Origin of the sequence: Campylobacter concisus (genome assembly GCF_003049065.1) — a bacterium.
Classification (GTDB): domain Bacteria; phylum Campylobacterota; class Campylobacteria; order Campylobacterales; family Campylobacteraceae; genus Campylobacter_A; species Campylobacter_A concisus_BE.
Genome location: NZ_PISC01000008.1, coordinates 57,140 through 75,087, shown reverse-complemented (window position 1 = coordinate 75,087; position 17,948 = coordinate 57,140). Strand labels below are relative to the sequence as shown.

The 17,948-nt window shown below is 40.0% G+C and carries 19 protein-coding genes; 2 read left to right on the top strand and 17 right to left on the bottom strand.

Features of this window, described 5'->3' with window-relative positions:
• Positions 1 to 3 precede the first annotated feature (3 nt).
• The 9 genes from purL to rpmH all read right to left on the bottom strand — a co-directional run bounded on the left by purL (position 4) and on the right by rpmH (position 8,420).
• Positions 4 to 2,193 carry a phosphoribosylformylglycinamidine synthase subunit PurL gene (gene purL, locus CVS81_RS07725; protein WP_107965600.1) on the bottom strand — a complete coding sequence of 730 codons (2,190 nt, stop codon included), beginning with the start codon at positions 2,191 to 2,193 and terminating at the stop codon, positions 4 to 6.
• Between the two features lie 56 nt (positions 2,194 to 2,249).
• On the bottom strand, positions 2,250 to 2,969 hold the full coding sequence (locus CVS81_RS07720) for a hypothetical protein (RefSeq protein WP_107965599.1): 720 nt from the start codon (positions 2,967 to 2,969) through the stop codon (positions 2,250 to 2,252).
• A gap of 73 nt (positions 2,970 to 3,042) precedes the next feature.
• The gene (locus CVS81_RS07715) at positions 3,043 to 3,624 is read right to left on the bottom strand and encodes an NAD(P)H-dependent oxidoreductase (protein WP_107965598.1); all 582 of its coding nucleotides are present in this window, start codon (positions 3,622 to 3,624) and stop codon (positions 3,043 to 3,045) included.
• Between the two features lie 42 nt (positions 3,625 to 3,666).
• Positions 3,667 to 4,992: a tRNA uridine-5-carboxymethylaminomethyl(34) synthesis GTPase MnmE gene (mnmE, locus tag CVS81_RS07710; RefSeq protein WP_107965597.1), complete on the bottom strand. Its 1,326-nt coding sequence runs from the start codon at positions 4,990 to 4,992 to the stop codon at positions 3,667 to 3,669.
• On the bottom strand, positions 4,989 to 6,071 hold the full coding sequence (locus tag CVS81_RS07705; protein WP_107965596.1) for a Jag N-terminal domain-containing protein: 1,083 nt from the start codon (positions 6,069 to 6,071) through the stop codon (positions 4,989 to 4,991). Before CVS81_RS07705 ends, mnmE begins: the two co-directional genes overlap by 4 nt.
• A complete protein-coding gene (gene yidC / locus CVS81_RS07700) occupies positions 6,068 to 7,624 on the bottom strand; it encodes a membrane protein insertase YidC (RefSeq protein WP_107965595.1) in 1,557 nt (518 codons plus the stop codon). Before yidC ends, CVS81_RS07705 begins: the two co-directional genes overlap by 4 nt.
• Positions 7,625 to 7,966, bottom strand: a complete 342-nt coding sequence (gene yidD, locus CVS81_RS07695) for a membrane protein insertion efficiency factor YidD (RefSeq protein WP_002940252.1) — start codon at positions 7,964 to 7,966, stop codon at positions 7,625 to 7,627.
• Positions 7,963 to 8,298: a ribonuclease P protein component gene (gene rnpA, locus CVS81_RS07690; protein WP_035142427.1), complete on the bottom strand. Its 336-nt coding sequence runs from the start codon at positions 8,296 to 8,298 to the stop codon at positions 7,963 to 7,965. The genes yidD and rnpA overlap by 4 nt, the downstream gene beginning before the upstream one ends.
• Entirely contained in the window at positions 8,286 to 8,420 is a 135-nt protein-coding gene (gene rpmH / locus CVS81_RS07685; protein WP_002940373.1) for a 50S ribosomal protein L34, read from the bottom strand. The genes rnpA and rpmH overlap by 13 nt, the downstream gene beginning before the upstream one ends.
• 123 nt (positions 8,421 to 8,543) lie before the next feature.
• On the opposite strand from rpmH, the gene CVS81_RS07680 reads away from it, so the two are divergent.
• Complete coding sequence (locus tag CVS81_RS07680) at positions 8,544 to 9,197, top strand: uracil-DNA glycosylase (RefSeq protein WP_107965594.1); 654 nt, start codon at positions 8,544 to 8,546, stop codon at positions 9,195 to 9,197.
• Positions 9,194 to 10,474 (top strand): hypothetical protein, encoded by a 1,281-nt coding sequence (locus CVS81_RS07675; RefSeq protein ID WP_107965593.1) that lies wholly within the window; start codon positions 9,194 to 9,196, stop codon positions 10,472 to 10,474. Before CVS81_RS07680 ends, CVS81_RS07675 begins: the two co-directional genes overlap by 4 nt.
• A 12-nt stretch (positions 10,475 to 10,486) precedes the next feature.
• Here the strand turns inward: CVS81_RS07675 and CVS81_RS07670 are convergent, their stop codons facing one another.
• From CVS81_RS07670 to CVS81_RS07635, 8 genes are read right to left on the bottom strand one after another with little or no spacing between them, the layout of a single operon-like run.
• Complete coding sequence (locus CVS81_RS07670; RefSeq protein ID WP_107965592.1) at positions 10,487 to 10,876, bottom strand: YbgC/FadM family acyl-CoA thioesterase; 390 nt, start codon at positions 10,874 to 10,876, stop codon at positions 10,487 to 10,489.
• A 20-nt stretch (positions 10,877 to 10,896) separates the two neighbouring features.
• Positions 10,897 to 11,412, bottom strand: a complete 516-nt coding sequence (locus tag CVS81_RS07665) for a threonine/serine exporter family protein (protein WP_009293668.1) — start codon at positions 11,410 to 11,412, stop codon at positions 10,897 to 10,899.
• Positions 11,405 to 12,187, bottom strand: a complete 783-nt coding sequence (locus CVS81_RS07660) for a threonine/serine exporter family protein (RefSeq protein ID WP_103595534.1) — start codon at positions 12,185 to 12,187, stop codon at positions 11,405 to 11,407. Before CVS81_RS07660 ends, CVS81_RS07665 begins: the two co-directional genes overlap by 8 nt.
• Positions 12,171 to 12,650, bottom strand: coding sequence for a DUF4149 domain-containing protein (locus CVS81_RS07655; protein ID WP_107965591.1), 480 nt, complete (start codon positions 12,648 to 12,650; stop codon positions 12,171 to 12,173). Before CVS81_RS07655 ends, CVS81_RS07660 begins: the two co-directional genes overlap by 17 nt.
• 10 nt (positions 12,651 to 12,660) lie before the next feature.
• Positions 12,661 to 13,473 (bottom strand): peptide chain release factor N(5)-glutamine methyltransferase, encoded by an 813-nt coding sequence (gene prmC, locus CVS81_RS07650; RefSeq protein WP_107965590.1) that lies wholly within the window; start codon positions 13,471 to 13,473, stop codon positions 12,661 to 12,663.
• Positions 13,463 to 14,665: a M48 family metallopeptidase gene (locus CVS81_RS07645; protein ID WP_107965589.1), complete on the bottom strand. Its 1,203-nt coding sequence runs from the start codon at positions 14,663 to 14,665 to the stop codon at positions 13,463 to 13,465. The genes prmC and CVS81_RS07645 overlap by 11 nt, the downstream gene beginning before the upstream one ends.
• A gap of 8 nt (positions 14,666 to 14,673) precedes the next feature.
• Positions 14,674 to 15,786 (bottom strand): hypothetical protein, encoded by a 1,113-nt coding sequence (locus CVS81_RS07640; RefSeq protein WP_107965588.1) that lies wholly within the window; start codon positions 15,784 to 15,786, stop codon positions 14,674 to 14,676.
• A 3-nt stretch (positions 15,787 to 15,789) separates the two neighbouring features.
• Positions 15,790 to 17,163, bottom strand: coding sequence for a sodium-dependent transporter (locus CVS81_RS07635; protein ID WP_107965587.1), 1,374 nt, complete (start codon positions 17,161 to 17,163; stop codon positions 15,790 to 15,792).
• Positions 17,164 to 17,948: the final 785 nt, after the last annotated feature.

Sequence of the window (17,948 nt, the reverse complement as noted above, 5' to 3'; positions counted from 1 at the left end):
CTCTTAGTCCTCCTTTTTTACGATTTTCGCAAACTCATTTAGATAAATTTCTCTTACGTCCTCTAAGCTCTCATCTATATCATTTAGCTTAAATCTCTTGCCTCCGCTAACGCCGATCTTTTCAAATTTCACACCAAATTTAGCCGCAAGCGCTTCAAATTTAGCCTCGTCTTTCACGCCCACAACCGCTCTTGAAAAGCTCTCGTCAAAGATGAAATTTGGCTCGTTAAATTTAACTTCACAATTTACGCCGATGTTTGAGATGCTAGCCATTTTTGCCAGCGTGATAGCAAGACCACCTACGCCTACGCTATTTGCAAACTCTAAAATTTGCTCTTTATTTGCCTCTATCACTAGCTCCCAAAGGGCTCGTTCAGCTTTATAATCAACCTCTTTTAGCTTACCGCCAACCACGTTAAATAGTGCCTTTACGTAAAGAGAAGCAGCAAATTCACCGCTTGTCTCGCCAAGTAAGTAAATCGCCCTGCCCTCGCTTAAAAATGTGCTTTTTAGGTTTAAATTTGCATCTTCATTTACACCAACCGTGACGATGGCTGGCGTTGGATAGACGCTAACGCCGTCAGTGTCGTTATAAAGGCTCACGTTGCCACTAACAACTGGTGTATTTAGCTCACGGCAAGCCTCTTTTATGCCCTCGCAGCCCTCTTTGAACTGCCACATAACCTCTGGATTTTGCGGGTTGCCGTAGTTTAAGCAGTCAGTGATCGCAAGTGGCACAGCGCCACTCATCGCTACCTTTCTACCAGCTGCAGCGACGGCTCTTGCAGCGCCAATTTTTGGATCAACAAAATTTGCTCTAGGATCGCACTGAGCAGCTATAGAGACGGCCTTTTTAGTGCCTTTTACTCTGATACTTGCAGCGCCTAAGTGACCTGGCTGTTTTATCGTATTTGTTTGGATATTTGCGTCGTATTGATCGTAGATGAAGCTTTTATTTAGCACTTCTGGCTCTTTTAAAAGCTTGAAAAATGCAGTTTTGTTATCAACATTGTTTGGAATTTTTAAATTTGCTATCTCATCAAGGTATTTTGGACGTGCGACTGGACGATCAAGCACCGGAGCTGCCTCGCTAAGTGGGCCGATAGGGATTTCGCCTGCAAGCTCACCATGCCAGTAAAGCTGCATCACGCCGCTACTTGTGACCTCGCCGATGATCTCAGCGTCAAGGTCCCACTTTCTAAAAATTTCAAGCACCTTTTGCTCATAGCCTTTTTTGGCGCATATTAGCATACGCTCTTGAGACTCGCTTAGCATCAGCTCATAAGGCGTCATGCCAACTTCGCGCATCGGCACGCGGTCTAAATACATCTTCATGCCGCTGCCACTTCTGCCAGCCATCTCAAAGCTAGAGCTTGTAAGTCCTGCTGCGCCCATATCTTGGATGCCGATGATGTAGTCTTTTTTAAAGAGCTCCAAGCAAGCTTCCATAAGCAGCTTCTCGGCAAATGGGTCGCCTACTTGCACCGTTGGGCGAAGTGATTTATTTTCGTCGTTAAAGCTATCGCTCGCCATAACAGCGCCGCCAAGTCCGTCCCTGCCAGTCTTTGAGCCCACGTAAATGACTGGGTTGCCCACACCTTCAGCCTTGCCATAGAAAATTTCATCACTTTTGCAAAGTCCAAGCGCGAAGGCGTTGATTAGGATGTTGCCATTAAAGCTAGGATCAAAAGTAGTTTCGCCGCCGATCGTTGGGATGCCCATGCAGTTGCCGTAATGTCCAATGCCAGCGACACTTCCTTTTAGCAAATATCTATGCTTTTTGGCTAGCTCACCCTCGCCTCTTATCTCGCCAAAACGAAGTGAGTTCATGTTCGCAACGACTCTTGCGCCCATCGTAAAGACGTCTCTTAAAATTCCACCAACGCCAGTTGCAGCGCCCTGAAACGGCTCGATAAAGCTTGGGTGGTTGTGACTCTCCATCTTAAACACAGCCGCAACCCCGTCGCCAACGTCGATGACGCCAGCATTTTCGCCAGGTCCTTGAATGACCCAAGGCGCCTTTGTCGGAAAGCCGTTTAGGTATTTTTTGCTTGATTTGTAGCTGCAGTGCTCGCTCCACATCGCCGAAAATATGCCAAGCTCTAGTAAATTTGGCTCACGGCCTAAAATTTTTAAGATCTCTTCATACTCTTCGTCGCTGATTTTATGTGCTTGTATGGTAGCTTTATCCATTGATGTAACCTTTTAAGAATTTTAAGCTATTTTACAACCTTGCTTATAAAAAGTTACTAAAAAGCCTTTTGGAATTTACTAAAACAAAGCACATTTGAGAGAATTTCGCTTTGTTTTACAAGGTCACTTTCGATAAATGTTTTGTAAAAATTTTGCGTTAGCGTCTCAGCCTTAATATTCTCTTCATCTTCGCTTGAAAGGTTGAAATAATAGCTCGTCTCTCTTAGAAAAAAGCCTTGATCATTAGATATATCTGAGTTTAAGATCACCGCAAAAAAGCCATTTTTCAAAGGGTGATTTGTCACACTTTTTACTTTTATCACCTCTTTGCCACCTGCAAAAGCTTCGCAAACTGACATGTTTTTTGTGCTATAAACTACGCTTTTGATAGCTCCATTTGAAATTTCATAAAATTTGATATTTTTTGCATTTACGAGCTCCTCTATGTCACTAGCATTTGACAAGATGAGCTCATGGTTTGTGCCCAAATTTTTAACAAGCACCATTTTGTCTGCTTCGCTACCTTGCATGAGATCGCCAAGAACGCTAAATTCTGCATTTACTCCGGCTGCTTTTATCTCAGCTCTGCCAACAATGTTTGCAAATTTATTAAAGTCATTTAGGCTGTTTTGCAGCTTATAAAATTTCATCTCGTGCAAGGTTTCGTTATTTTCAAGGTAGAGTAAATTTGACTTTTCACTTGGATTTAGAATTTGCTTGCTAGCACACCCAGCAAAAAAGATAACAGCAACTAAAAGTAGAAATTTTGCCCTCATTTTTTCCCACACAAAAGATATAAATTTAGATGCTCTTTAGCGCAAATGGCTAGAGAACGGTAGAAATTTGTTTTTACGCTTTGAAAACTTTTTCAAGATGCGCTTCATACTCTTTTAGGTATCTTGGCACGTCTGGCATCTTGATAACATCGCAGCAGATAAAGTGCGGAAGCGACTTTAAGCCCATAAATTCATTTGCCTTTCTAAAATGAAAATAAACCCCATCAACGCCGCGCGCCTCAAAAAACTCGTTTGGATCGCTAAATGCCTCAGCTGGGGCATTCCAAGTAAGACTTAGCATAAATTTATTGCCATTTAGCAAGCCGCCTTTGCCGTAGTTTTTAGTTGGATCAACCCTATGCCTGCCATCACTCGTATAAAGCTTGCCATGACCTGCTGTAAAGACCTCGTCGATATACTTTTTCACTATCCAAGGCTCGCCCATCCACCAAGCTGGCATCTGCCAAACTACCGCGTCCATCCAAAGAAATTTCTCAACTTCAGCCTCGATATCATAGCCTTGATCTATCACGGTTTGCTTTACCTCGTGACCCATTTTTGCTAGTTTTTCGTATGCAAGATCGTGAAGTGTTTGATTGAGCCTGCCATCTGAATGGCCAAATTTTTTGCCACCATTTATAAGTAAAATTTTCATATTCTCTCCTTTAAAAAGTGCAGATTTTAGCCAAAAAAACTATCATTTTCCTAAACAAAAATGGCTAAACATCTCATCTAAAATTTCACTTCTCTCAAATGGCTTTGTAATGCTTGCAAGTGCCTTTATCGCGATATTTAGCTCATAAGCGAAAATTTCTAGCTCCTCTTCATTTAGCCTAAAAAACGCTCTTTTTAAAGCCTCGCTCGCCTCTTTACAGCTTAAAATTTGGCGGTTTGAGCTTAGCATGATCTCGTCAGTATCTTGCGTCTTGAGATAGTTTTCAAGCTCTTTTAAAACTACGCTTGTATCGGTTTTTGCTGAAATTTTGATAGCGCCCTCTAACTCTATGTCAAATTTAAACGCAAGATCGCTTTTATTTAGGATAAAAAAGGCTTTTTTATTTGAGTTAGAAACGAGCTTTATTATCTCTTTGTCTTGTTCGTCGCTTAAAGATGAGCCGTCAAAGACAGCTAGGATGATGTCGGCCTCGTTTATGGCTGAGATTGAGTAGTTTATGCCGATTTGCTCGATCTTTCCAGCATCTTTTCTGATGCCTGCGGTGTCTATTATGCGAACTAGATGCGAGCCGATCTTAAAATTTTCTTCTATCCTATCCCTAGTCGTGCCTGCCTCGTCGCTAACTATCGCTCTTTCGTATGCCAAAAACGAGTTTAAGATAGAACTTTTACCAACATTTGGCTTGCCAACGATGGCGATCTTAAAGCCATCTATCAGCCCCCTTCTTTGCTCGCTAAGAGTGGCTATACGCTCTAATTTCTCGCTATTTTTTAAAAGCATCTGCTTAGTCTGCTCTAGCAAATTTGCAGGCAGATCATCTTCGGCATAGTCAATCATCGTCTCAACAAAGGCAAGAGTTTTGACCACTTCGCCCCTGATCTCGCCTACAAATTTACTAAGATCGCCTTGCATCTGACGGGTCAAAATTTTAGCAGCGATCTCACTTTTTGAAGTGATGAGCCCTTGCATCGCCTCAGCCTTTGCTAGATCCATCTTGCCATTTAAAAATGCTCGCTTGCTAAACTCACCAGGCATAGCAAGCCTAGCGCCAGCTCTTATTAGCTCATTTAAAATTCTCTCACTCACCATCACGCCGCCATGAGTTTGAAACTCGACGATATCCTCGCCAGTAAAGCTTGCTGGAGCCTTAAAATATATAACGATGCCCTCGTCTAAAATTTCATCATCAAGGGAGTAAATTTTGGCTAGTTTTGCGTATCTTGGCTCTAAATTTGAAAGTTTAAGTAGTTTTAAAGAGGTGGCCAGGGCGTCCTTGCCGCTAAGCCTTACGATAGAAACTGAGCCGATGCCATACGCTGTGGCAAGGGCTGCGATAGTTTCACTCATTTTTTAAAAAAGTCATTTACGACGACAAATTTGCCGTCATTGCCGCTTTTTATGCCGACATATTTATCTGGGAATTTATCTCTAAGCTTCTCAAGCGCGATCTTGACCAAAACTCCGTCAAGTGGCTTAGTTTGGGCTCTACCGCTATTTTGCACGCGCTCGATCACGCCATTTAGATATTGATCCATCATCGCTTCTTGATTTTGCAAAAATTGCGCGATCTCAAGGCGGATAGCGAGGTTATATTTTGAATTTAGCCAGTTATAGAGCATATAAGAGATCGCTTTATATCTATAACCCTCTTTGCCGATAAGTAGCGCCGCGTCAGCACCGTCTAGCTCGATAAGCACAGTCTCATCGTTAAATTTACTAACTTCTACCTTGTCTATCTCAAAGCAGCTTGCTTTAAAAAGACGCGTCATACCCTCTTTTATCTCAGGCAAAATTTTATCAAAGTCGATTACAACTTTCTCTTTTTTCTCTTTTGGTAAAGCTTGAGGCGCGCTCTCTTCATCGCTTTGGTTGAAATTTTCGATGATTGAAGTATCTAGGATATTTTTAGGAGCACTTTTACTAGCTTGTGGCTCTTTTGCCACTTTAGTCTCTTTTTGCTCTTTTGGCTCATCAAGTCTTTTTATGACATATCCTGGCTCTTCAGCCTCTTTTTCGCCCTTTTCAGCAAAGGCATCTTTAGCAAGGGCTGAGTTTTTTTCACTCAAATTTGGCTTTTCATTTTTATGCTCTTTTTGCTCAGACTTAGTCTCATTTTTCTCATCTTTATGCTTTTTAGGATTTCGCTTTTTATCATTATGATCGTGTTTTTTACTCTGTTTTTTCTCTTCTTTTGCAGGCTCGTTTTCATCACTTTTTTTAGCAAAATTTCTATCATTTTTTGGTTTATGTTGTGGTTTTGGCTGATTTTCTAAATTTGCCTCAATGATCGCTGTCTTTTTAAAAAATCCAAAAATTCCGCTACTTGGATGCTGCAAGACCTTTATATCAAGCTCTGTGACTGAGCAGTTAAGCTGCTCGGCTGCCTTTTGAAATGCCTCTTGGAGGGTATTTGCTTCTATTTTCATTGAGCCTTTACCTCCGCAGCTTTTTTATGCTTTTCAAAAAGTTTATTTACAAAGACTTGTTGAACGACCGAACAAACGTTATTTACAAACCAGTAAAGCGTAAGACCTGCTGGGAATGTCACAAAGAAAAATGTGAAGATCAAAGGCAAGAATTTCATAACTTTTTCTTGCATAGGATCAGTAAATGTCGTTGGTGTAAGTTTTTGTTGTAAAAACATCGTTAGACCCATTAAAATAGGTAGCACAAAGTATGGATCCATTACTGAAAGATCGTGTATCCAAAGTATCCAAGGAGCACCTTTTAGCTCGATCGCATTTAGTAAAACGCGGTAGATCGCAAAAAATACCGGAATTTGAAGCAAGATCGGCAAGCAGCCACCCATCGGGTTTGCACCATGTTTTTTGTATAGCTCCATCATATGGACTTGCATCTTTTGCTTATCGTCTTTATATTTTGTTTGGATCTCTTTTACCTTTGGAGCAAGCTCTTTTAGCTTATTCATCGATAGCATGCCCTTATATGTAAGCGGGAATAAAACTATCCTTATGACAAGCGTTAGCACAACTATCGCCCAACCCCAGTTGCCAATGTAGTTATGTAAGAAATTTAAGAATGCAAACATCGGCTTTGCTATAAATGTAAACCAACCATACTCGATAACGTCATTTAGTCTCTCATCCATCGAACTTAAAATTTTATGCTCTTTTGGTCCGATGTAAGCACCTAGTTTTAGACTATCGTTTGCCTTTACAAAGACGATAGGATTGTTATTTGCATCTTTATCAACAACAGCTTCAAATGGCTTGTTAAATGAGTAAAATAGCGCTGTGTAGTATCTATCAGATGCAGCCGCTATAGTTGTGTTTGCATAGTTTTTAACCTCTTTTGCGTCGCCATCTTCTATGATATTTAGGCTATCGTCTGTATTTCTAAGCATGACACCATGAACTGTGTAGCTATCTATCGCGATATTTGGTCTAAAGCCAGGAGTGATGAAATAATCAACACTTTTACTTAAATTTACTTCAACCTCGTAACGACCATTTGGGTAAAATTTGATATTTTTTGTGACTGTAACACCATCTAAATTTTGAGTGAGTTTTATAGTTTTAGGCTCGCTGCTAGCATCTACCTCGCTAGCGTCACTGCTATATGCAACCTTAAAAGCATCGGCGTTCAAAGTGCTATCGTTAAATCTAAGCTCAAGCGGCAGTGGATTTTGTGAAACAAGCTCGATTTTGTTGCCATCTTCTGTTTTGTACTTATCTTCGGTGAGATAAAATTTCGCAATCCTACCTAGCTTATCTATCTTTGCTTCGTAGCTTTGACCTTTGATGGTAGCAATTATCTCGTTTGAAGCTAAATTTTCATTTGATTTTGGAGTATCGTTAGTAGAGGCTGGGGCTTTACTTTGATCCATTGTTTGAGAGATCGTTGTCTGGTTTTGCTCTAGTGGAGCTATTTTTGGCATAAAAAAGTCATATACTATGAAAAATACGATTGACAAAAGTGCTGCAAGAAGCAACCTTTTTTGCATAGACATCTGTTCCATTTAATTTTTTTCCTTTAATTTATCTAATACTTTTACGACATAAAATTTACTATTTTGGCAAGGGATAAACCAGAAATTTACATTTTTGGTATCGCTTTTTTGAAATATAAAACATGAGTTAAATTTTTTGCGGATGATTGGGTAGTTGATACCGCCTTTGAAAAGTTGATTGCATCTTAAAATTCGCATGAATGTTGCAAAAAAAGCAGAGAAAAAGCTGTTTGTTTGAAATTCCCAAATGGCGTATTGTGAGCAAGTCGGATAGTAGCGACAGCTTTTTGGCAGAAGTATGGAAATATATTTTTGATAAAAAGCGATAAATTTAATCGCAAATTTTTTCATTTTAGACATCCCATTTTTTTTGTAGACCAGCTCAAATTTTTACAAATTTTGTCAAATGAAATTTCTGTAATTCCATTTTTTGCGACCATAATGTAAGTGCCATCTTTTAGCTCATTAGAAATAGAAAAAAAAGCAGCTCTTAAAAGTCTCTTTGCTCTATTTCTAACTACTGCTTTTCCCACTTTTTTGCTAGCAACAACTGCTAATTTTTTTTCAATTGTAGGTTTATAAAAAACTACGCAAGCGTCGCAGTGCCATTTGCTGGCCTCTTTATAAACCTGAGAAAATTCTCTCGAGTCACTTAGTGACTCAAAACCAGCTAAGCAGCCAATCTTTTTCTACCTTTAGCACGTCTAGCGTTGATAACCTTGCGGCCATTTTTAGTTTTCATTCTTAAACGAAAGCCGTGAGTGCGTTTTTTAGGGGTTTTATGAGGTTGATAAGTCCTTTTCATTTCTATCCTTAAAGTTAATATAAAAAGTGGGATTTTATCAAAGCAATACTTAAATTCCTTTGAATAAATCAGCCCGACAAAACTATAATTTAAACTTTAAGTAAATCAAGTTATAATCCAAAAATGAAATTTCATAAAAATAAAGATCTCTTAGAAAAATTACTTTTTTTAAAAGCGATCGGTTACAATTTTATAGATGAAAATTTTCTTAATTTAAGTAAATATCAAGATTATAATAGCATAGACGAGCTAAATAGCGAGATAAAAAAGTGCTCTCTTTGCTTTTTAAGAAATAACTCAAAGTGCGTTTTTACTGGCTTTGGTGATAAAAATAGCAAGATAATGTTTGTATCGCTTTGCAAAAAAGATGATTATTTTGAAGGCGCAAGTGGCAAAATTTTAGAAAATGCTATAAACAATGGCTTAAATTTAGAAAAAGATAGTGTCTATATAAGCTTGCTTTTGCGCTGTGAAATTTCAAATAGTGACGCGAAAAATCAAGCTCTGAAGAGCTCGTTTGAGCTTTGTAGGCCATATCTTTTAGAAGAGATAAGACTTATTAAACCAAAAATTATCATCACTTTAGGAGAGGAAGCTTTTATGCATCTTTATCCAAATTTGCTCTCAAAGGGCGGATTTTCAAGCATAAGAGGGAGCATTTTAAAAGATGATGATAGGTTTATAATGCCAACTTTTTCACCAGAGTGGATCAGCAAAAATCCAAGTTTTGAAGAAAATTTTATAGATGATTTGAAAAAAATCAAGGGAGTGATATGAAAAGATTTTTTCTTTTTTTAGTTATATTTGTAAGCCTTTTTGCAGCGCAAAATGAAGCCTTAAGCGAGATGCAAGACGAGATCACTGAGGCGAAATTTGAAAGCAACATCACTAAAAATCAAAGCCTCTCAAGCATACCGCCAGCAAAGATCACTTACATAAATTTAGAGCCAGAATTTTGTGATAGTTCTTGCTTAAATGAGCTTATTAAGAGCGATATGCTAGCTAGCTTTATGGCGAGATTTGAGCCAGCAAAGATAGATGATAAGGCACTTTTAGACCTTTATACTTCGCTTGGCGGAGAGATGGTTTTAAAACTAGCTGCAAGTGATAAGATAGCAGTCATCATCCCTCAAAAGGTTATAAAATCATACGCAAATGTCGTATCAAACGCGATTCTAAGCTATATCTTAAAGCAAGATGCAAATGTAGAAGTGAAATTTATAAATAGCAGCGACGAGAGTTTGCCTAGCCTTCAAAATGCGCTTCAAAACGCTAGAAACGAGGGCTTTATCTACTTCATAGCAGCCCTTACTCAAAATGGCGCGAACATAGTAAATTCTCTAATATTGCCAAACGAGCTCATCTACATCCCTAGCGTTCATAGCTCTTTTGTGGCAGCTCCAAAGCCAAATTTGATCTTTGGCGGAGTTGATTACAAAGCGCAAATTTCAGCCCTATTATCTTTTGCCAACGAAAAAATAGTCGCCTTTGACGATGGCAGCGCGCTAGCACAAAAGCTAAATGAGTATGTGCGCATGCAAAGTAGCGACTACTACGAGAGCTCGATCACTGGCAAAGATATAAATTTAAACGATACTTTAAGCAAAAAGTCTAAATTTGATAACGCAAGCGTCTTTTTAAACATCCCTATAGTTAAAGCTTCGCTTGTGGCAACGCAGATGAGAGGCTTTGAGATAAAGCCATACGCGCTTTTAAGCACGCAGATAAATTTCTTGCCAAATATCTTTAGCGCCATCACACAAAGAGATAGGCAAAACCTCTTTGTGGCAAATTCGCTAAATTCGCTTGATGAGAGATTTTTAGGGCTTGGGGATCTTTTTGGAGTTGATTTTAGATACTCACAGATCGGCTACTCAAGTGCGCTGGGAGTGGAGTATATCTATATAAATTTCATAAACAAAAGTGCCAGCAAAATTTTTGCTGAGAGGGTTGAAGGCTCGCAAGTTTTATATGATGTAAAAATTTATGATACAAAAAGCGATCACTTTAATGAGGTAAATTCACAGGAGCAAAACAGCACAAGCGGGATTTAGCTGTTTTGCTTGCTAAAATTTAACCTCATTTATAAAGGCTTTCATACTCTCATCTATCTTTGCTAGCCTGCCATCTTTCATAAAAGCTAGCGTGATATTCGCTTTAAAGAGCACTTTTTCGGCATCTTTTTCATCAAATTTATAAATTTCTTGCTCTAAAACAAGGCTCGCCTTTTTAAACTCTATGAGCTTTGTTCTCACAAAAACCTCATCACCAAGCACTGCTGAAGCGAGAAATTTAGCCTCAAGAGCTGAAACGACAAAGTATCCGCCCTCTTTTGTGAAATTTAGCCCAGCCTCAAAAAACGCCTCGCTTCTGGCTCGCTCGCAATATTTAATATAGTTTGTATGATAGACAATGCCGCCTGCATCGGTATCTTCGTAATAAATTCTTATCTTCACAGCAAAGCTCCTTTAAATTTTCATTTGCTCTTACTAGGCTTGCCTTTAGCGCCTCTAGTTATCGTAAGCGACTGATCATAAAATAAAATAAGCACCACCGAAACGCCCACACCTAAGGCTAGTGAGACCGTCGTAGTCGTGATAGCGTTATCAAAAAATATGATTAGATATTCGTTTTTCTTAGCGATACTTGTCTCATTTAAAAATGAAAAAAGTGCCAATATCCCCTTATACGCAAAAACTCCTGGCACCATCGGCAAAAGCGCTGGAAATGCGATGATCTCAGCTGGCACCTTTAGCCGTTTGGCAAAGAGCATGCCTAAAATTCCACTCATAAAAGAGACAATGAGCGTTGCGACGCTGATGTTAAAAAATCCCATCTGCATGATCCAAAAGCGGCTAGCATGCGCAAATGCAGCGAGTAAGGCGCAAAAGATGAGAGTTCTTTTTGGAGGCGAGCTAGCATAGGCAAAGCCCAGCCCAGCCACCGCAGCAAAGCCAGCATCTACAAGCGTTTCACTCAAAAGCTCAAACATTTAATATCTCCGCGCTGCTAAGCGTTAGCGTGATATAGACGCCAACAGCCATGCAAAGTATGAGGATGCCTGTACTTATGGCTCTACTGATGCCAACAAGGGTGTTATCATTTAGTATATCAAAGACTGAATTTATGAGAAAAACGCCAGGCATCATAAAGAGCACAGACGAGCCGATCGCCACGTCGCTTGTATGCGTAAGTCCGTAAGATACGCCAAGATAGGCGATAAATGAGACGACAAAGGATGTCAGGACGTATTGAACCTTTAAATTTACGCCCATTTTTGCAAGGGCAAATTTAAGAGTGTAGCCAACAAGCGTTGCAAAAAATATGCAAACAACTGAGCCAGCATCTCCTCCAAAAAGTCTGCAAAATGCCGCATTTGCAAGGCTTATTAAGATAAGCGAACTAGCAAATTTATTTGCACTAACACTCATCACACTATCAAAGCTCTCTTTAGCTTCATCTAAGCTTAAACCCTCATCTAAAATTTGCCAGCTAAGTGAGGATAGCTCGGAAATTCTGTTAAAACTAACCTGCCCAAGCGGGATCTTTCTCACATAAGTTCGGCGCAATGAGTTATCCTGTGAGTCCATCACGCTAATGGTAAAATACTTCACAAAAATGGTCACACTAACGTCGTAGCCGTAGTGATTAGCTATGCGGTCGACGCACTTTTCTACGCGCGCAGTGTATGTGCCAGCGCTCACCATAGCTGTCGTGTATTCGGCGAGGAAATTTGTTAAGATTTGGATATCAGGCTTGGCGTTCATCTTGGCTGATCTTAAATTTCACAAAAAACAAAATGAGCTGCAAAACAAGCATCACTTTCATCACATATTCGCTTGCGCTATGCATCTTGGCAAATTCTGCTGTCTGCGTCGCATCAGCACCTAGGCTTTGAGCCTGCACGATAAAAGGCGTAAAGATAAAGACAAAGCTAAGCGCTAGGGCTAAGTTTAAAAACGAGAGCATAAATGTGCTAAATTTTAGTGAAAATGCAAGCTTTTTTCTTAGATCAAAGAGCTCGCCAACTGCCACAAATGCGCTTACAAATAGCAAAACATAGTTAAATTTTAAAAATATTTTTGTCATCATCTGACCGCTCATAAAATGCGTCAGCACCCCCTCGCCTATGATACTTTGTGGGAAAAATATGACTGGTGCGACCAAAATTCCAAGCGTTAGCTCAGTGCCTATCACCGCTGCCAATAGTAAAAAATAGATACTTCTCAATCTCTCTCCTTTATAGTTTTAATCTCGCGTAAAAGCCCCTGTCAAAGCCCGCCAAGTCCTTGTAAAACGTGCTTTTAAAGCCATTAAATTTTAGCGCCATCTCCATGCTCGCTCTTTGATCATAGCCCATCTCGCAGGCGATATTTTTTATGCTGCGATTTCTAGCGATAAGGATGATATTTTTTAAAATTTCATCCCCGACCTCGCCGCCAAATAACGCCTCATGCGGCTCATTTATAACAAATTTATCAAGCTTATAGTCTCGCGCGATATATGGCGGGTTTGAGACCAAGATGTCGATACCACCAGAAATTTCATCGATATATGAGCATTTTACAAAGTTGATTTTATCACTTACATTAAATTTAAGCGCATTTTTTTTAGCTAAATTTAGAGCCTTTTCGTTTATATCTGTGGCTACTATTTTAGCGTTTGTTTTAAGGGCAAGCATGACGCTTATTATCCCGCTGCCAGTACCGATCTCAGCGATCTTTGGCGCTTTGTAGCTGCTTGCTATCTCTAGCACTTTATCAACTAAAATTTCAGTCTCAGGGCGAGGTATCAAAACACCACTTTCTACCTCAAACTCCAGCCCATAAAAGCCAGCCTTGCCGGTAATGTACTCAAGTGGCTCGTAGTTTTCAAAGCGCTTTACAAGAGCAAAGTAGCCGATATCGTCAAATTCGCTCTTTTGGTTTAAAAATATCCACTCAACGCTCACATCAAGGTAGTTCATGAGCAAAATTTTAGCCACCCTGCTTGGGTTCTCACAAAGCGGCTTTAGCCTTAAATTTGCTTCTTTTAGAGCCTCTTCAACTCTCATTTTCTAGCTCATTTATCCGCTCAAAAAGGCTTGGGTGCGAGTGATAGACAAATGAGTAAAGCCAGTGCGACTTTGGAAATGCTTTGTTTTCGCTGCCAAGTTTTGTTAGGGCGGTTATCATGTCGGTTTTGTTTGAAATTTCTTTTGAAAATCTATCTGCGCCAAATTCATTTTTGCGGCTAAAGTGCGAGATGATCGGCGAGAAAAGAAAGCTAAAAATAGGCGAGAAAAGCACCAAAAAGATGATGATGCTAGCGCCATTTTGCCCAAGCCCTATCGCCTCGTAAGCGCTTGCGCCAACGTTTCCAAAGATGAAAAATAGACAAAATAGCATGACCGCACTTAGCACTATCATCTTTAGGATATCTTTATGTTTAAAGTGCCCAAGCTCGTGCCCCAAAACTGCCACAATCTCCTCGGTGCTTAGCTTTTTTATCAGCGTGTCAAAAAGTACCACTCGCTTTGTCGCTCCAAGTCCGCCAAAATAGGCGTTTAAGCGGTTGTCGCGCTTGCTAGCGTCTATCGTAAAAACGCCGCTACTTTTAAAGCCGCATTTTTCAAGCAAACCCTCTATCTTGCCCTTTAGCTCGCCATCTTCAAGCGGCGACATCTTGTTAAAGATAGGTGCGATGAGCGTTGGATATATTAAATTTATAATTAAAGCGACGCCAAAACTTAGCAAAAATGCCCAAAACCACCAAAAATCGCCAAGGAAATTTATACATAAAAGCACGAGCCAAACAAATGCCGAGCCAAAAATGAGCATTAGCGCTAGCGACTTTATAGTGTCAACCAAAAATATCTTTGCGCTCATATTTGAAAAGCCAAGTTTTTTGTCTTTTACAAAGCTCTCGTAGATATTTAGCGGCAGATCAAGCAGCGACGAGATCAGCAAAAAGCTCATCACAAGGAGGATATTTTCAAACGTAGTGCCATCTTTTAGGCAAGCGTCTGAGAGCATTTTTAATCCAAAGCTTATCCACGCAAAGAAGATAACGGCGTGATAGATGAGGCTAAAAATTTCAAATTTTAGGTTTGTCACGGCGACAACTGCGGCGTTTTTGTATTCGCTCGCTTCAAGCACGACTGGCTCTTTTTTGGCTTCAGCTCTTACAAAGCCGATCTGCAAAATCGCCAAAAAAAGCTTAAAAATCACATAAAAAATATAAATAGATAAAAGTGTATAAAACATATTCTCCCTTAAATTTCATAAAGACTAAAGCAGCCATAGTCCGTTCTAACTGCAAGTTTGCCATCTATAAATTTAGCCTCGCAGTTTTTCACGACATGATCTAGCGTAAATTCCGCCATCGCGTTGCCACTTTTTAGATCGGTAACGTAGGCTCTGCTTTGATCTATCACCACAAACTTGCCAGCCTCCACGCAAAACTCGCTCGCTCTTAGGTACTCATCCTTTATCCAAGGCTGCTTTGTCACCTTTGCACTCTTGATATCCAGGCAAAATATCTTGTTTTCAAGATATTGCCTAAGCAAAAGCGTGTTTTCGTCTAAAAAGCAAATTTTATCAAGCATGCCAAATTCTGCTCTTAGCTCGCTTAAAATTTCACCATTTTTTGCATTTAAAATTTGTAGCTCATTTTCTTTGGTGCAAAGTGCAAGCATGCTAGCATCCGTACTAAGAGCCGCGCAAAGTATCGGCACGTAGTTTTTTATAGCACATTTATACTCGCCAAGTTTTGAAATTTTACCCTCACAAAAAGTAAAAATTTGTCCAAACATGCCAAAAACTGCAACGCCATTTGAAGCGCAGATAAAGCTAGCTATCTCGCTATTTTTCTTAACATTCTGCTCGGCTAAAATTTCACGAAATTTAGCCTCTTTTGGCTCGTAAATACAAATTTCATGATCAAGGTCTAAAAGTAAATTTTCGCTTGCACACTGGGCGTCCCACGCAAGCGGCTTTGGCAAGGCGATCTGCTCTTTTATAGCGCCACTTCGATCAAGTCTCACCAAAATATCGCCAAGCACGCCTCCATCTTTTTGACCGCCACTTTTATAGACATAAATTTCATCTTTTACGCCTGCAAACGAGAGCGCACCAGTGTATCCACCGCCGATATAGACATGCAGACTCGCTTCACCAGCTTTTGCCTCGCTATTTTGCATGACAAAGCCCTTTTTTAGGCTCTCCCACTCTTTTTTGACGCAGGCTTTTTTAGCCTCCGTCTCGCTTGCAAATTCTTTTTTACTCTGCTTTGTTTTGCCACCTTTTTGGCTCACGCTCACTAAGGCTTTATCCTCTACGCTAAGTCTTAGGCGCTCACCGCTATCAAAATTTACAAGCTCACGCATATTTTACTTCAAAAAGTTGTCGTAAAAACTGCTGATAAATAGCACCAAAATGACAAAAGGCACGATAAATTTGATATAGAAAAACCAAATATTTATAAGCTTTGCGTATTTTTCGCTGCCTTGCAAGATCTCTTTTTTCGCTTCATCTTTTAGCACCCAGCCGACAAATATCGCACATCCAAGTGAGGTCAGCACGAAAAATATGGTTGCACTTATCGCGTCGTATGCGTCAAAGATATTTTTACCAAAAATGCTTACGTGGCTTAGTAAATTTGTAGCCATAAGTGAGGGCAAATTCCCAAGCACGAAGATGACGCTAAGCACTAAAAATATCGCTTTTTTGCGTTTTATCTTAAATTTCTCTTGCAGCGTGGTAATGATCACTTCATATATCGGTAACGACGTCGTAAGCGCAGCGATCATAAGAAGCGCGAAAAACGCAACCGCGAAAAATCCGCCAAAAGGCATGTGTGAAAAGACGATCGGAAGCGACTTGAAAACTAGGCTCGGGCCGCTATCTGGCGAGACGCCATAGCTAAAGAGCGACGGAAATATCATAAAGCCAGCAAGTACGGCTATGACGGTATTTAAGATGCCTGTGATGATAGAAATTTTAACTAAACCTTCGTCTTTTTTAACAAAGCTTGAGAGCGTTATCATCACGCCAAATCCAAGCGAAAGCGCAAAGAAAACCTGTCCCAAAACCTCGACAAAAAGCTTTAAGCTTATCTTTGAAAAATCAGGCGTTAAATAAAATTTCACACCCTCCATCGCACCCCCAAGCGTGATGTTTTTAGCGATCATGACTAGCATCAAGATAAAAAGAAGCGGCATTAGATATTTTGCTGAGCGCTCGATGCCTCCCACTGCGCCTTGCACCAAGATAGCGTAGTTTACAAGCACGAAGGCAAGGGTTGCAAAGCTGATGGCAAGTGGGTTGCTGACAATATTTTGCTCGTAAAATGCGCTTGTTTGCTCAAAGCTCACGATGTGCGAGAGATCAAGCAGGCCAAATGAAATTTGAGCGATATAGTTTAAGACCCAGCCGCCGATAACCATATAATAAGCCATGATGCCAAATGCGCCAACAAGCCCCATCCAGCCCACTATCTGCCATTTTTTGCTGATCTTTTTGCCATTTACTGTGCCACCAAATGCATCGACAGCGTTGCACTTTAGGCGCCTGCCAATGGCGTTTTCAACCAAAATCATAGGAATACCAATGACTATCATCGCTATGCAAAATACCAAAACATAGGCCCCACCACCGTTTTGACCGACCAAGTAAGGAAACCGCCACGTCGCGCCAAAGCCGACCGTAGCCCCTGCAACAGCTAAAATGTATGTAAGTCTTGAACTCCACGATTTTCTATCCATATTATCTACCTTTGTGAAAAACTTGGATTATATAAAAAAAATGATTAAATTTTGCTAGCAAAAGGCGATGCTTGCGTGTAAATTTGACTTTTTTGCTAAATTTTAGGACTTTTATGGACGGAATTTATTTTTATTTTTGTGGGTAAAATTCTTTTTATTCAAAAGGGAGACAATGGGACTTGAATTACGAAGCCGTCCCCTTATCTCCCTTTAGATCCCACAATCCCCTCGCACGTTCAAGGTGCATGCAATGGTGCTAGCGCACTGCATGTGGTTAAAAACTATAGCAAATTTTATTTATCACGTCAGATAAGCATCAGGCAAATTTTAAAATTTCATGGGCGAGTAATTTCGGCTCTAAAATTTGAGCTAAGCGGCAGGCGAAGCCAAATTTTAGTAGTCAATTCTTGCGAGTGAATGGAATTTTAAAATTTGCTTTGAGATATAAATTTATCAAAAAAGAGACAAGGGGGACTTGAATTACGGTCTGCTTGCAGTTGCGAGCTCGCGAAGCAAAGCCGTCCCCTTATCCCCCTTTTTAAATCCCCTAAACCCCTCGCACGTTCAAGGTGCATGCTCCAGCGCTTCGCACTGCATGCAGTTTGAAAACTACGATAAATTTTAAAATTTCATGAACGAGTAATTTCGGCTCTAAAATTTGAGCTAAGCTGTAAGCGAAGCCAAATTTTAGTAGTCAATTCTTGCGAGTGAATGGAATTTTAAAATTTATGAAATAACTAGATTAAATTTGCAAATTTGCCCAGAATTTTAAAAATCTAGGCAAA